This window comes from bacterium (assembly GCA_035371905.1).
Classification (GTDB): Bacteria; Ratteibacteria; UBA8468; order B48-G9; family JAFGKM01; genus JAMWDI01.
Map to the genome: position 1 here is coordinate 1 of DAORXQ010000034.1, position 15549 is coordinate 15549.

18 protein-coding genes and 1 tRNA gene are annotated in these 15549 nt (G+C 30.8%); 17 read left to right on the top strand and 2 right to left on the bottom strand.

What is annotated here, in order from left to right; genetic code table 11:
- The 12 genes from PKV21_05080 to PKV21_05135 form a co-directional block, all read left to right on the top strand.
- Positions 1–946, top strand: a 946-nt coding sequence (locus PKV21_05080; protein HOM26862.1) for a BamA/TamA family outer membrane protein, incomplete at its 5' end; no start/stop codon positions are given.
- Between the two features lie 20 nt (positions 947–966).
- On the top strand, positions 967–1458 hold the full coding sequence (locus tag PKV21_05085) for an OmpH family outer membrane protein (protein ID HOM26863.1): 492 nt from the start codon (positions 967–969) through the stop codon (positions 1456–1458).
- A gap of 2 nt (positions 1459–1460) precedes the next feature.
- The gene (gene lpxD / locus PKV21_05090; protein HOM26864.1) at positions 1461–2489 is read left to right on the top strand and encodes a UDP-3-O-(3-hydroxymyristoyl)glucosamine N-acyltransferase; all 1029 of its coding nucleotides are present in this window, start codon (positions 1461–1463) and stop codon (positions 2487–2489) included.
- On the top strand, positions 2482–3801 hold the full coding sequence (locus PKV21_05095) for a bifunctional UDP-3-O-[3-hydroxymyristoyl] N-acetylglucosamine deacetylase/3-hydroxyacyl-ACP dehydratase (GenBank protein HOM26865.1): 1320 nt from the start codon (positions 2482–2484) through the stop codon (positions 3799–3801). Before lpxD ends, PKV21_05095 begins: the two co-directional genes overlap by 8 nt.
- 1 nt (position 3802) lies before the next feature.
- On the top strand, positions 3803–4582 hold the full coding sequence (gene lpxA, locus PKV21_05100; protein ID HOM26866.1) for an acyl-ACP--UDP-N-acetylglucosamine O-acyltransferase: 780 nt from the start codon (positions 3803–3805) through the stop codon (positions 4580–4582).
- The gene (gene lpxI, locus PKV21_05105; protein ID HOM26867.1) at positions 4583–5356 is read left to right on the top strand and encodes a UDP-2,3-diacylglucosamine diphosphatase LpxI; all 774 of its coding nucleotides are present in this window, start codon (positions 4583–4585) and stop codon (positions 5354–5356) included.
- Positions 5353–6786, top strand: a complete 1434-nt coding sequence (locus tag PKV21_05110) for an FAD-binding oxidoreductase (GenBank protein HOM26868.1) — start codon at positions 5353–5355, stop codon at positions 6784–6786. Before lpxI ends, PKV21_05110 begins: the two co-directional genes overlap by 4 nt.
- Before the next feature lie 182 nt (positions 6787–6968).
- On the top strand, positions 6969–7235 hold the full coding sequence (locus PKV21_05115; GenBank protein ID HOM26869.1) for a GIY-YIG nuclease family protein: 267 nt from the start codon (positions 6969–6971) through the stop codon (positions 7233–7235).
- 47 nt (positions 7236–7282) lie between these two features.
- Positions 7283–7354 (top strand) — tRNA-Asn (locus tag PKV21_05120).
- Positions 7355–8386: 1032 nt separating this feature from the next.
- Positions 8387–9166: an alpha/beta hydrolase gene (locus PKV21_05125; GenBank protein ID HOM26870.1), complete on the top strand. Its 780-nt coding sequence runs from the start codon at positions 8387–8389 to the stop codon at positions 9164–9166.
- A 119-nt stretch (positions 9167–9285) separates the two neighbouring features.
- Entirely contained in the window at positions 9286–10359 is a 1074-nt protein-coding gene (locus PKV21_05130; protein HOM26871.1) for a mechanosensitive ion channel family protein, read from the top strand.
- Positions 10343–10648 carry a flavin reductase gene (locus tag PKV21_05135; GenBank protein ID HOM26872.1) on the top strand — a complete coding sequence of 102 codons (306 nt, stop codon included), beginning with the start codon at positions 10343–10345 and terminating at the stop codon, positions 10646–10648. The genes PKV21_05130 and PKV21_05135 overlap by 17 nt, the downstream gene beginning before the upstream one ends.
- Positions 10649–10976: 328 nt before the next feature.
- Here the strand turns inward: PKV21_05135 and PKV21_05140 are convergent, their stop codons facing one another.
- Entirely contained in the window at positions 10977–11168 is a 192-nt protein-coding gene (locus PKV21_05140) for a hypothetical protein (protein HOM26873.1), read from the bottom strand.
- Positions 11165–11647 (bottom strand): hypothetical protein, encoded by a 483-nt coding sequence (locus tag PKV21_05145; protein ID HOM26874.1) that lies wholly within the window; start codon positions 11645–11647, stop codon positions 11165–11167. The genes PKV21_05140 and PKV21_05145 overlap by 4 nt, the downstream gene beginning before the upstream one ends.
- 292 nt (positions 11648–11939) lie before the next feature.
- Between PKV21_05145 and melA the strand changes: the two genes are divergently transcribed.
- From melA to PKV21_05170, 5 genes are all read left to right on the top strand, one after another.
- The gene (melA, locus tag PKV21_05150) at positions 11940–13262 is read left to right on the top strand and encodes an alpha-galactosidase (GenBank protein ID HOM26875.1); all 1323 of its coding nucleotides are present in this window, start codon (positions 11940–11942) and stop codon (positions 13260–13262) included.
- Positions 13263–13362: 100 nt separating this feature from the next.
- Positions 13363–13917, top strand: coding sequence for an alkaline shock response membrane anchor protein AmaP (gene amaP, locus PKV21_05155; protein ID HOM26876.1), 555 nt, complete (start codon positions 13363–13365; stop codon positions 13915–13917).
- On the top strand, positions 13895–14476 hold the full coding sequence (locus PKV21_05160; protein HOM26877.1) for an SIS domain-containing protein: 582 nt from the start codon (positions 13895–13897) through the stop codon (positions 14474–14476). The genes amaP and PKV21_05160 overlap by 23 nt, the downstream gene beginning before the upstream one ends.
- 2 nt (positions 14477–14478) lie before the next feature.
- Positions 14479–14961, top strand: coding sequence for a D-glycero-beta-D-manno-heptose 1-phosphate adenylyltransferase (gene rfaE2 / locus PKV21_05165; protein ID HOM26878.1), 483 nt, complete (start codon positions 14479–14481; stop codon positions 14959–14961).
- On the top strand, positions 14939–15549 hold a 611-nt coding region (locus tag PKV21_05170), incomplete at its 3' end, for a thiamine phosphate synthase (GenBank protein HOM26879.1). The genes rfaE2 and PKV21_05170, both read left to right, overlap by 23 nt.

A 15549-nucleotide genomic window follows, 5' to 3' on the forward strand; every position in this document is an offset into this window, starting at 1 on the left:
ATTTGTGGGTATGGTAAGCATTCAGCAGACGAATTTTGACATAACAAATCCTCCAAAATTTATTGGAGGCGGACAGAAAATTTCTTTATCTTTTGAAATAGGTACAGTTGCAAAAAATTACATGTTCAGTTTTACAGAACCATATTTATTTGATAGACCCATTTATATCGGACCTGATATTTACAGATTGGAAAGAAACTGGGATGACTGGGATACAACTTCTACTGGTTTTGATCTGCGGATTGGCAGAAAATGGGAAAATTTTAATCTTGGATTTAAATTATTGAGTGAAAATGTAAACCTTTATGACATACAAATACCCTCTATAATTTCTCAGGAGGGCAAAAAGAGAAAAAATAGTATTACAACATATCTTACATATTCTAATCTTGATAGTGACATGTTCCCAACAAAAGGAGATAAAGTTAGGTTGTCTTTAGAATATGCAGGACTTGGAGGAGATATTGATTTTACAAAAACAACCTTGGAAAATAATTTTTATTATCCATTGAAAAATTTTATATTTCACAGTAAGACAATGGTTGGATATATAAATAAAGATTATGACGAAATACCAATTTACGAAAGATTTTTTGGAGGAGGGATTGGAACAGTCAGAGGTTATGTAGAGAGAAGTTTAGGACCAAAAGAAATAGATTCAGAAGGAGTTGTTCATTATCTGGGAGGAAAATTTATTTTTGCACAAAATTTTGAAATGATGTATCCTTTATATAAAGACGTTTTATATGGAATAGGTTTTTTTGATATAGGTAATGTAGATAAGGACTGGAGTTTTAGTAATTTAAAGAAAGGTATAGGAGCGGGAATAAGAGTAAATATTCCATTTTTCAACGCTCCAGTTGAAATATATTACGGTTATGCACTTGATGCTGAAGAAGGAGAACCGAAAGGCAGAATTCATATAGGAATGAGTTTTGGTTTTTAAAAAGAAAGGAGGAAAGTAAAGTGAAAAAGATTTTAGTTTTTTTGGGTTTTATGTGTATGGGATTGCTGGCTCAGAGCGGGAAAATAGGATATGTGGATATTAAGAAGGTTTTTGATAATTATGATGAAGCAAAGAAAACAGAAGAGAAGTTTAAGAAGGAGATTGACGAAGCACAGAAAAATCTTGACAAATTGCAGGATGAAGTAAAAAAAATGCAGGAGGATTATGAAAAAAAGAAAAGCATGATGAAACCGGAAGAGCAGACAAAAAAGGAGAATGAGATAAAGGCAAAAGTACAGGAATTATCAAAGAAATGGATGGAAACAAAGCAAAAACTTGATGATAGGGGAAAAGAACTTGAAAATCAGATATTTGAAGATATCAAAAAAGCAATAGCTGACTATGCAAAGAAGAATGGTTTTTCTATGGTAGTTGACTCAAGATTGATTCTTTACGGAGAAAGTGCGGTTGATTTAACTGATGAAGTTATAAAACTCATAAATAAAAAATGAATATGAAAGCTAAAGAAGTTGCAAAAATAATAGATGGAAAAGTTATAGGTGATGAAAATATAACTATTACAGGTGTTTCCGGTATAAAAGAAGCAAAACAAGGGGATTTAACTTTTATAGCAAACAAAAAATATAAAAATCTTCTTTACACGACAAAGGCATCTGCTGTAATAGTTGGACCTGATATAAATAATTCTGTAAGTACAACTTTAATTCAGGTAGAAAATCCTTCAATTGCTTTTGCAAAAATTATGTCTCTTGTAGGTCCAGAACCTATAGTTTTTCCTTCTGGTATCCATCCAACAGCAATAATAGGAAAAAATGTTTTTCTTGGAAAGGATGTATCAATTCAACCCTATGCAGTAATAGAGGATTATGTAAAAATAGGTGATAGAACTGTAATCGGAGCAGGTGTTTACATCGGACATTATACAGAAATTGGCTATGATTGTTTGATTTATCCAAAAGTTGTTATAAGAGAAAGGATTAAAATAGGGAATAGAGTCATAATACATCCTGGAACAGTTATAGGTGGAGATGGATTTGGTTTTGCAACAGTCAAAGGAGTTCATCATAAAATTCCTCAAATAGGAACTGTTGAAATAGGCGATGATGTTGAAATTGGTTCAAATGTTACAATTGATAGAGCAAGATTTGATAAGACATACATAGGAAATGGAGTGAAAATAGATAACCTTGTCCAGATTGCCCATAATGTTTATATAGGTGATAATTCAATCATTGTTGCTCAGGTGGGTATTTCTGGAAGTACTGTAATAGGTAAAAATGTAATAATTGCAGGTCAGGCAGGTATAATAGGGCATATAACAGTTGGAGATAATGCAGTAATAGGAGGTAAAGCAGGGGTTACAAAAAATGTTCCTCCAAATACCCATGTTACAGGTTTTCCTGCAAGAGAAAAATGGGAAGATATGAGATTTCAGGCATATATGAGAAAGATTCCTGAATTAATAGAGAAAATCAAAGAACTTGAAGAAAAAATTGAAAAATTAGAAAAGAAAAATGGATAAATTTCAGAAAACGATTGAAAAAGAAGTGGGTATTGATGGGGTGGGACTCCATACAGGTGAAAAAAGCAGGATTATTTTAAAACCTGCTCCACCAAATACAGGTATTATATTTATAAGAAAAGACATAGAAGATAGTGAACCAATAAAAGTTGATATAGAAAATCTCCTTGATACAAACAAATTCCCAAGAAGAACATCAATTGGTAATGAAAAACTTCAAATCCATACAATAGAACATTTACTTTCAGCACTTTATGCCATGGAGATTGATAATATTTTTGTTGAAATTTATGGAAGTGAGTGTCCCGGTCTTGATGGAAGTTGTGTTGGATTTGTTGATTTGATAAAAAAGGGAGGAATAAGGGAATATCAGGAAGAAAAAGATGTATTTTATTTAAAGGAGCCAATTTACATTTCAGAAAACAGTTCTCATATAATTGCTCTTCCATCTAAGGAATTCAGGATTTCCTATACACTTGATTATCCAAATACTCTTATAAATTCTCAATTCGCCTCATTTGTTATTAATCCAGAAATCTATGAAAAAGAAATATCTCCTGCAAGGACCTTTTGTCTTAAAGAAGAAATTGATGTATTGAGAAATATGGGACTGGGTAAAGGTTCTACATATCAAAATACACTAATTATTGATAAAGATAAAGTTATAAACAACGAATTCCGATTTCAGGATGAACCGGTAAGACATAAAATTTCTGACCTGATAGGAGATATTGCCTTGCTTGGGAAATATCTTTTTGCACATATTATCGGAATTAAGAGTGGTCATTCAATAAATACAAAATTAATAAGAAAAATAAAAGAACTTATAAGAAAAGAAAAAATAAGTGGAGTTGCTTCTCCTGTTTATGCTACCGTTTCAAGTACTCAACTTGAAATTGAAGATATAGAAAAAGTAATTCCTCATAGATATCCTTTCTTACTCATTGATAAAATACTGGAAATTAACGAAAATAAAGCAGTTGGTATAAAAAATGTCACCATAAATGAATGGTTTTTTGAAGGACATTTCCCTGGTAAACCTATTATGCCCGGTGTTTTAATAATTGAAGCGATGGCGCAGGTTGGTGGTGTTCTGATGTTAAGTAAAGAAGAAAATAAAGGGAAACTTGCCTATTTTATGAGTGTTGATAGAGTAAAATTTAGAAGGACAGTAAGACCGGGAGACCAGTTAATTCTTGAAGTTGAGGTTGTAAAATTAAAGAGTAAGGTTGGGCAGATTCAGGGCAGGGCTTATGTAGATGGTAAAATTGCCGCAGAAGCACTTTTAATGTTTACAGTGGTTGAGCCATAAAATGAAAAGAATCCATCCAACAGCAATTATATCACCAGAGGTTGAAATTGGTGAAGATGTTGAAATAGGTCCTTATGCAATTATTGAAGGAAATGTTAAAATCAGAAATGGATGTGTAATAGGTCCTTTTGTTCACATTCAGGGTTATACAGAAATAGGAGAAAATAACAGAATTTTTACAGGAGCAATAGTTGGAAGTATACCACAGGATTTGAAATATAAAGGAGAGATAACATATTTAAGAATCGGCAAAAACAATACAATAAGAGAATTTGTAACAATAAATCCTGGAACTTCAAAAGGAGAAGAAACCAGAATTGGAGACAATAATTTAATAATGGCTTACTGTCATATTGCTCATAACTGTATAATCAAAAATAATGTTATAATGGCAAATTATGCTGCTTTAGCAGGACATGTAATAGTTGATGACTATGCCATTATAGGTGGACTTACAGGTGTTCATCAATTCTGTAAAATAGGCAAACACTCAATAATAGGTGGTGCTTCAAAAGTTACAATGGATATATTACCTTATATTATAGCAGATGGTCATCCTGCAAAACCCTGTGGAATAAATGTTGTCGGACTTAGAAGAAGAAATTTCCCAAAGGAGAAAATAGAAATTCTGGAAAAAGCATACAAAATTATTTTCAGGTCTGGATTGAATACTTCTGATGCATTGGAAAAACTTGAAGAAATAAACAATTGTGAAGAAATAAAAGATATAATTGAATTTATAAAGACATCTGAAAGAGGAATTGCAAAAGAAAGAGAATAAATGAAAGAAAATCTTGCAATTCTGGTAAGTGATGATTTTTTTTCTGAATATTCATTTTTAAAATTAAAAGAAAAATATAATTTATTCCCCTTTTCCTTTTCAGAATCAGAAAAATTTAATGATTCATTTATTGTAAAAGATGCAAATGTCCCTTTATTTTTTGAATTTTTGAAGAAAAACAATATTAAACTCATTTTTTTTGCAGGAAAGGTTAAGGCGAATTTAGTTTTTGAAAATTTACATCCAACAGCAAAAAATCTTCTATCTCAAATAGGAAAATTGAAACCAGAGGATACCATGAAAAAAATTGCTGATTTTCTTGAATCTTATGGACTTAAAATAATTCCTCAGACAGATGTTTTTATAGATGAAATTGCAGAGAATAAAGTTTATACATTCCCGCTTACAGATGAAGAAATGGAGGATGTAAAAACAGGTCTTTCTGTTCTTGAAGATATTTTAAAACACAGAATAGGACAGTCAGTTATAGTGAAAAACGGTATGATTCTTGGAGTTGAAGGAATAGAAGGAACAGATGAACTGATAAAAAGAATAGGGAAATACTGTAAAGATTTTGTTTTTGTAAAAGGTTGCAATGAAGATAAAGATACAAGATTTGATTTACCGACAATAGGGATGGAAACAGTAAAAAATATGAAAATGGCAGGTGGAAAAATTATTGCTGTTAAGTCAGACAAAACGATTATACTTGAAAAAGATAAAGTTGTAGAAGAATGTATGAAAAATGAAATAAAATTAATTGGAATAAAATGAAGATAAAAGAAAATTTTGATGAGATTATTTCCTATCTTGAAGATTCTTCTAATTTTAGAAAAGGTAAAGCAGATAAAGTATATATTCCTGAAACAGAAAATGAAATTTTTGAGATTCTTGAGATATGCAGAAAAGAAAGAGTTCCTATAACAGTTTCAGGGGGAGGGACAGGAACAGTTGCAGGAAGAATTCCTGTTTCTGGATATATAATTTCAACCGAAAGTTTTAATAAAATAATTGATATAAATAAAGAAAAAAAAATTGCGACTTTGCAGGCAGGTGTAATTGTTGATAATTTTTTAAAAGAAATTGAAAAGGAAGGGCTTTTTTATCCTCCATTTCCCACAGAAAGAACTGCTTTTATTGGTGGGAACGTTTCAACAAATGCTTCAGGTGAATACAGTTTTAAATTTGGACCAACAAGAAAATATGTAAAAAGAATAAAAATGGTACTTACTTCCTGTGATATTATTGAAATAAAAAGAGGAGAAATTTTTGAAAAGGATGGATTTATTGATTATGGAATTTTTAAAGTACCTCTGCCATCTTATAGAACCCCTGATGTTAAATGCTCTGCAGGTTATTATTCAAAAGATGGGATGGATGGTATTGATTTAATTATTGGTTCAGAGGGTACTCTCGGAATAATTACAGAAGTAGATGTATCCCTAATTGAAAACTTACCGCCGAGATTTATTATGATTTTATTTTTAAAAGACGAAGAGAATATTCCAGAAATCGTAAGGGAGATAAAAGAAAGGAAAGATGAACTTGAAATTTTTTCATTTGAATTTTTTGATAAAAAATCTCTTCTTTTTTTGAAAGATGACTTTAACTTTATACCTGAAGATACATGTGCTATTTACATTGAAGCAACAAATGATACAGAAAAAATGGAAAAATGGATTGAAATAGCAGAAAAAATTGGAGTTTTAGATACAGTAATAGGAGAGGACATTACAAACTATAAAAAACTCATTGATTTCAGACATAAACTTCCTGAAAATGTTAATGCTTATTTTAAAAAAATAGGAAGTATAAAAATTGCGGTTGATGCAGCAGTTCCAGAGGATAAATTTGAAAACTTTTATAGATTTTACAGAAAAATTATGGAAGAAAACAAAGATATTCATACAATACTTTTTGGACATATAGGAGAAAACCATCTACATTTTAATCTTTTTCCAGTTGATGAAAAACAAAAAGAGAGAGCATATAAAATTTATGAAGAATCAGTAAAAAAAGCTGTTTATCTTGGTGGAACTGGTTTTGCTGAACACGGAATAGGTAAATTAAAACATAAATATCTTGAAATAATGTATGGAAGGGATGGAATTTTAGATATGGTAAAAATAAAAAAAATATTTGACCCTTACTGCATTTTAGGTCTTGACAATATTTTTCCAAAAGAATACCTTAGCCTTGTCTAACTTCTGAAATCTTGACAATTTTCTAAAAATCCCTTATTTATTTTTATAAAAACTTGATAAAAATTTTTAAAAATAGTAAAATAAAATAGTGTTCCGGTGTAGCTCAACGGTAGAGCATCCGCCACTAAAACATTGGCGGACCCGCCAAGTAGTTTGGCGGGGGCGGCTGTTAACTATTGAAAATGTATTATGTATATGTGATAAAAAGCTTTAAAAATAGTAGAAGGTATGTAGGTTTTACATCTAAAAATCCAGTAGAGAGATTAAAGGAACATAATAGAGGAAGCAATAAGTGGAGTAGGCAAAATAGACCATTTGAATTAATATATTATGAAGAATTTACTGAAAAAGAAAAAGCAAGGAAAAGAGAGAGATTTCTTAAAAGTGGCAAAGGAAGAGAATTTTTAAATAAAATAATAAAAAATTCAAATAAAACTTTTAAAAATTAAACAAAAAATATAGAAGAATTGAAAAAATTGTGGTAAAATTATATAGTTCCGGTGTAGCTCAACGGTAGAGCAGGCGGCTGTTAACCGCAAGGTTGTAGGTTCGAATCCTACCACCGGAGCTATTTATAAATTTTTTTTGTGGAAGAAAGTAAAATTGGAATTTGAGGATGTAATAAAGATAATAGGTAGTTATAAGTCCAGAACCAATAAAAGGATTACTTAAGATATCGGAGGAAGTTGATATTTTAATGTTAGTTCCATTAGGATATCTGTAATATAGTTTTTTTAGATAATGCTTCCAGAAAGTATATAAAAAATATAGTTTTCAAGGAAGAATTTAGTAAACTTTTTCTAAAAATCTACTAAAAGTAATATTTCTTTCGTATCTCAACGGTAGAGCATCCGCCACTAAAACATTGGCGGACCCGCCAAGTAGTTTGGCGGGGGCGGCTGTTAACCGCAAGGTTGTAGGTTCGAATCCTACCACCGGAGCTATTTATAAATTTTTTTTGTGGAAGAAAGTAAAATTGGAATTTGAGGATGTAATAAAGATAATAGGTAGTTATAAGTCCAGAACCAATAAAAGGATTACTTAAGATATCGGAGGAAGTTGATATTTTAATGTTAGTTCCATTAGGATATCTGTAATATAGTTTTTTTAGATAATGCTTCCAGAAAGTATATAAAAAATATAGTTTTCAAGGAAGAATTTAGTAAACTTTTTCTAAAAATCTACTAAAAGTAATATTTCTTTCGTATCTCAACGGTAGAGCATCCGCCACTAAAACATTGGCGGACCCGCCAAGTAGTTTGGCGGGGGCGGCTGTTAACCGCAAGGTTGTAGGTTCGAATCCTACCACCGGAGCTTTTTGCTCTTTTAAACAATTTTAGATATGAAAAAGCCAGAGTTATTTTTAAACAAGCAGAGTTTGATCATATGAATGGTGGAAAGAAAAAATTGGGAGGATAAAGACCCACATCGTTTTTTATCTGTACACAGGGCCAAAATATCAAAGTATTTTTTAAAAATTCAGGTTGTAATCCGTGCAGTCAGGAAAAAATGAATTTGTGTAAAGTAAAGGAATGTTTTGACAGAGTTGAAGTTAAAGATATAATAAAAAAGATAAAAGAATTTGAACTCTGAAAAAAAAATGGAAAAACCGATAATTTTTGAAAGTGAGGGTAAAAATTTAATCGGAATACTTCATTTATCAGAATTTAAAAATTCACCGGTTGTTGTCTTATTCCACGGTTTTACAGGTCAGAAAAGTGAAAGTCATTTTATATTTACACGACTTGCCAGATTGCTCTGTAAAGAAAAAATATCAGTTTTAAGATTTGACTTTATGGGTTCGGGTGATAGTGAAGGGGAATTTTCAGATATGACACTGTACACCGAAATGAAAGATGGAGAAAATGCACTGAGATATATTAAAGAGTTAGAAAATGTGAATAAAGAAAAAATTGGAATTCTCGGTCTTTCTATGGGGGCTGTAACCGCTTCCTATATCGCTTCTGAATTTAATACCACTTCTCTCTGCCTCTGGTCGCCGGTTGCTTATCCTTCTGTTATTTCAAGGCGTTTAACAAGGAAAATAAAAAAACAACTTCAGGAAAAAGGTAAGGCATATCTTCCGGGAACAGGACTTTATATAAGTGATGAATTTATTAAAAGCACAAAAGAGGTTAAACCTCTCCGATTTGCGGGAAAATATAAAGGAAGTGTGCTTATAATTCACTGTAAAGATGATACGGTTTTACCTGTTGAACATGCTCTGGCTTATTTTAAAAAATTCCACCAGCAGTCAAGATTTTCTCAACTTACAATCTTTGAAAAAGGTGGTCACACTTTTACTGTTGAAGAAACAGAAAAAGAAGTTCTGAATCAAACGGTTAATTTTTTCAAAACAACTCTGTGGGGTGGAAAGTGAGAAAATGGTTTAACTTCGTTTTTTTGAATACATTGTTTACTTCCGCTTCCTCAGATACTTCAATAGTAGAAACACACCTGCTTCCCAAAATTAATTGGTCTTCTCATTTTCCATCTTGGATGAGTAAAACGTTTATGGGAGTGGCAATATGGCAGTTTATAACTGCATTTCTTTTTATCCTTCTCGGGTTTGCTGGTAAAAAAATTTCTGAATACATTATCGAAACAAAAATTATAAAAATTACAAAAAGAACAAGGTTTGAACTGGATGATTTAATTGTTAATGCTTTTTCCCGCCCATTCAGTTTTGGAATAGCGTTGCTTGGGTTTTCTCTCGCAATAGCGGTTTTACCGGTTTCTCAGACAGCAGAAAGAATAATTTATTCAATTATAAAAATTGCGGGTGTTGTAATATTTCTATGGCTCCTTTTCCGTCTTGTTGATGTTATTGTTGTTTACCTTTCCCGTCTGACAGAGAGAACTGAATCAAAACTTGATGACCAACTTGTACCACTTATCAATAAAGCACTGAAGGTTACAATTGGAATAATTTGTTTTCTGTGGTTATTACAATTGCTCGGATATAATGTTTCAAGTTTAATTGCAGGTCTTGGAATAGGTGGCCTTGCTGTTGCTCTTGCTTTACAGAATACCCTTAGTAATTTTTTTGGCTCAATTTTTATTTTTCTTGATAGACCGTTTATGGTAGGTGATTGGGTTAAAATAGGAGATGTTGAAGGAATTGTTGAAGATATTGGTTTCAGGTCTACAAGAATAAGAACCTGGCCGGCCACACTTGTTTCCATACCAAATAAAAAAGTTGCAGAATCAGTAATAGATAACTGGTCAAGGATGCCTAAAAAAAGAGTCTATCAGACGATTGGACTTACCTATGAGACAACAGCCGACCAGATGGAAAATGCTGTCAGGGAAATAAGGAAGATAATTGAAAATGACCCCGGTGTTGATAAGGAATTCATTGTGGTAAAATTCAGTGATTTTGGTTCTTCCTCTCTTGATATTACGGTTATCTATTTTACAATTGATACAACATTGAAAGGACACCTTGAAACAAAAGAAAGGATAAATCTTGCAATAATGAGAAAACTTAAAGAACTTGGACTTTCAATTGCATTCCCGACAATGAGTATTTATTTAGAAAAAGGGGAAATTAAAATTGAAAGAAAAGATTGATTATAGAGAGGTTTTAAAAGAAACAGTAGAAGCCCTTGAAAATGGGCTGGTTTTGCTTGTTTCTGTAGATAAAAAAGGAAAACCAAATCCAATGGCTATTGGATGGGGAGCAATGGGTGAAATCTGGGGAAAACCAGTTTTTATAGTTCTTGTCAGACCTTCCAGATATACCTATTCACTCATTGAGCAGACAGAAGATTTCAGTGTGAATGTTGCAGATGAATCCATGAAAGATATTGTTATTTATTGTGGAACTGTTTCTGGTAGGAACCATGATAAGTTTAAATAGAAAAATTTAGCTCCATTAAAATCAGAGTTTATAAAATCCCCCATAATTGAGGAATGTAGAATAAACTTTGAATGTAGAGTTATTGCAAAGACAGATATAATTTCAGAATTTATTTCCGAAGAAATAAAAAACTCTAATTACAAGCAGGATGACTTTCACAGAGTTTATTATGGAGAAATTCTTTCTTGTTTAAAAACACTTCGCTAAAAATCACTTTGTTTAAATATTAACTGCTAACTTGACTGTCAAATCAGTATGTGCCTTCAAAACCCGCTTGTATCAATCATCTCCATTGCCCACCTTTAAGGTGGGATAGGGAAATTTTGTTTTATTCAATCTTCCATACAATACCTTTTTTTCCTTTGACATTTCTTGCGATTTTTTGAAGTGTGACAAGAATTTCTATCTTTTTTTCAAAAGGAAGTTTTGCCTGTTCTTTATGAAAAATATCCTTTCTTTTAAAAATATCTTCCCTTTTTATAACTTTTCCATTTATACAAATTTTTATTTCTTTACTCATTTTACCCATTTAATATTAAACTTTTTAAGAATATTTCTCAACTTTCTCTTATTAATTTTTGTTTCTTCAAAAAATCTTTCCACCTTTTCAATATCCTTTTTGCGTCCGGTTCTCAGAAATATTGCTATTAAATATTCAGGAGAAAGCACTTTAGTAGGGATTCCTTTGTATCTTACCTTTTTGGCGTTTTTAATTCCTTCTTCTTCAAGTTCATCAGCAACTATAAATTGAACTGGCACCCCCTCAATTAAAATATGCTCACCTTTCCATTTATATCCTTTTGATTGCAAGTAATTATAAATATTGGAAAGGTCAATTATTACTTTATCAGGTTCTTCCTTTAAGACAACAAAAATGTCAAGGTCATAAGTTAAAAAGGGTTCAATATAAAAAAGGGCTCCAATTCCACCTCCAATCGCATAATCATTAATCAATCCTTTCTTTTTAAGTTCATTTATAACTTTAATAGTTTTTTCCATCTTCTCGTTTTCCGCTCTATAAATCAAATCTCTTCTTCTGTTAAATTATAAAGTTTATAAATCAACCGGTCAAAATATTAAAAACTCATTAACTTTTATTCCTATTGAAAAACATTCACCTCTTAAACCCGACCTTTAAAACCCGCTTGTATCAATCATCTCCATTGCCCACCTTTAAGGTGGGATAAGTAAGATGGTTTGGATAAAAATTTTTATAATATTATATTGACTTGCACAGAAAAAATTATTGGGTTAAAATAGACAAATTAAAATTAAATAATTGGAAGAAAAAATGGCAAAGGTTACTTTTATTGGAGCAGGTAGTTTTGGTTTTACACGAACTCTTGTAAGAGATTTACTTACATTTCCATTGTTAAAAGATGCTACTATTTCTTTAATGGATATAGATGCTGAACGACTTGAATTTTCTAAAAGAGCAGTTGAGAAAATTATAGCAGAGGGTAAATATCCAGCAAAACTTGAAGTAACAATGGATAGAAGAGAAGCACTTAAAGGAGCAGATGCTGTTTTATGTACTATTCTTTCAGGTGGAGTTAATATATGGAGGTATGATATAGAAATTCCAAAAAAATATGGAGTAGATATTTGTGTTGGAGATACAAGAGGTCCTGCCGGAATTTTTCGTGCTTTAAGGACTATTCCTGTTATGCTTGATATATGCAGGGATATTGAAGAAATCTGTCCTGATACAATCTTCCTTAATTATACAAATCCAATGTCAATGCTGTGCAGGGCAATGCAGAAAAAAACAAAAGTCAAAGTTACAGGTTTATGTCACAGTGTTCAGGGAACAGCAGAAATGCTTGCGAAATGGATTGGAGCAACCATGGACCAGATTACTTATGTCTGTGCAGGAATTAATCATCAGGCATGGTATATTGAATACAAAAAGGATGGCAAAGATGCATATCCACTTATCAAAAAAGTTATACTGGAAAATGAAGAAATTTACAAAGAGGAAATTGTAAGGAATGAAATGTTTCTTGCTCTTGGATATTATGTTACTGAATCAAGCGGACATAATTCTGAATATAACTGGTGGTTCAGAAAAAGGCAGGATTTGATAGGAAAATATTGTCTTCCTGGAACTGGCTGGAATCCTGGAGAATATGCTTATATACTTAAAGAATATCTTAAAAGAGAGGACACATGGAAAGATGAAATAAAAAAATGGCTTGAAAAACCTGTTAATCTTGAAAGAGGTCATGAATATGCTGCTTATATAATTAATGCTTATCTTGGTGGGGAACCATATGTGTTCAATGGAAATGTTCCTAATGAAAATATTATTACAAATCTACCTTATGGTGCCTGTGTAGAAGTTCCAGTTCTTGTTAATAAAAGAGGATTTAATTATATACATGTAGGTGAAATTCCTCCGCAATGTGCTGCTTTAAATAATATAAATATTGCAGTTGAGGAAATGGCTGTAGAAGGTGCTTTAACAGGAAATCCTGAAATGGTTTATCATGCAATATGTTATGACCCATTAACTGCAAGTGTTTTATCTTTAAAAGAAATTAGACAGATGGTAAATGAAATGTTTGAAAAAAATAAAGATTATTTGCCTCAATTTAAAAGTATAAAATTTTGAAAATAAAAGTTTTTATTTTAAAAAACCCGCCTTAAAATTTGACTATTTTTAAAAAATCAAGGAAAATATAAAAAGAAGGTTAAAAATTAGAGGGGAAAAAATGAGAATATGGAGTAGAATTGTAGGTGGAATTTATATAATAATGGGTATATTTTTCACTTTTTGTCTTCTTTTCTTTTTTTCTAACAGAGAGATATGCAATAGTTTTACAAATTTTATAGAACAGAATTCTATTAAAGTAGGAATTTTTGCAATCGTGGTTTTATTTATTGGGATAATGTGGATAGTAAACTGGATTGATTTTGTTTATAGAACTAAATCTGTTTCTTTTGATAATCCTGGTGGAAAAGTAAAAATTTCTCTAAAAGCAATAGAGGACTATATAACTTCAACGATAAGCAAACAGATAGATGGGATAAAAGCAATTAAGGTTAAGGCACTTGTTACTTCAAAAGGACTTGAAACAAAAATTAATTTAAAATTGATTTCTCGTTTGAATATTCCGGAGACATGTAACAATATTCAGGAATTAACAAAAAGTTATTTGCAGGACACAATTGGCATTGAAAGAATATCAAATATAGAAATCTATGTTTCAAATATAATAGGTGAGTTTGAAAACAAAGAGGAAAATGAAAAACCAGAAGAAACTTGAGTTTCTGGAAAAAGAGGTTAAAAACCACATTGAACTTGTAAAAATTGTTTTCTCTCCTTCTTTTAATGAAAATCTTATAAAAATTTCTGAAACTATTGTTGATTGTATAAAAAATGGTAATAAAATTCTTCTATGCGGTAATGGAGGAAGCAGTGCTGATTGTCAGCATTTTTGTGGTGAGATGGTCAATAGATTTAAAAAAGAAAGAGAACCACTCCCTTTTATTTCTTTGACGACAGATACTTCTGTAATTACAAGTATAGGAAATGATTACTCTTTTGAAGATATATTTTCAAAACAGGTTAAAGCAATTGGAAAAGAAAAAGATATTTTAATCTGTTTTTCAACTTCAGGTGAATCTAAAAATGTAATAAAAGCAGCAAAAGTTGCAAAAGAAAAAAAAATGAAGGTTATTTCACTTACAGGGAAAACACCAAATACCCTTGAAAAAATATCCGACTTTATCATCTCTATCCAGTCAAAAGAAACAGAAAAGGTTCAGCAAATACATCTAATTATCTATCACCTGCTTTGCTATCTTATTGAGGAAGAATTTTGAAAATGTGTAAAATAAAAACTCTTAAAGAAATAAAAAAAATTTCTGAAAGATTGAAGAAAGAAGGTAAAACCATTGTTTTTACAAATGGTTGTTTTGATATAATTCATCCAGGACATATAAAGATTTTGAAAAAAGCAAAATCAATGGGAGATGTTTTAATAGTCGGTCTTAATAGTGATAAATCAATTAAAAAAATTAAAGGAGAAAAAAGACCAATAATAGACCAGAGAGGCAGGTGTGAAATTATGTCTTCTTTCTGGATGGTGGATTATATTGTTTTATTTGAAGAAAAAACACCTGAAAAACTGATAAAATCAATTTTACCGAATTTTATTGTAAAAGGTAGTGATTACAGGGAAGAAGAAGTTATTGGCAGGGATATTATTGAAAAATATGGTGGAAAGGTTGTTATTGTTCCATTAAATAAGAAATATTCAACAACAAATCTGATAAGGAAAATAAATGAAAATTTTAAGGATTATTGATGTAAATTTTAACAGGGTCAGAGAAGGGATTAGAGTTATTGAAGAATCTGTAAGATTTATATGTGAGGATAATGAAATTTTAAAGAAAATAAAAGAAATCAGACATAAATTTTCAAAAGGCCTCTTATACTATTTTCCATCTGATAAATTAAAAAGTTATAGATTTGTGGAGACAGACATAGGAAAGACATCTGATATAAAACAGAAATTGAATTTAAAAGGATTGATAGAAACTAACTTTTTCAGAGTGGAAGAATCTTTAAGAGTCCTTGAAGAGTATTCAAAAGTACTGAATCCTGATAGTTTTTCTTTTTTTCATGATTTGAGGTTTGAAGTTTACCGATTAGAGAAAAAAGTTATTACCAGAATTTCAAGAAAAAAAATAAAAATTCCATCTCTATATGTAATACTTAATCTTAAAGAAAATGAAAAAGAATTTTTAAAATTTGCTGAAAAAGTGATTAAAGGAAAGCCAGATATAATCCAACTAAGATATAAAGGAGAAAATTCAAAGTTTTTTTTAAAAATAGCAAAAACCTTGAAAAAAATTATTCCTGATGAGATAATATATTTAATTAATGACAGAGT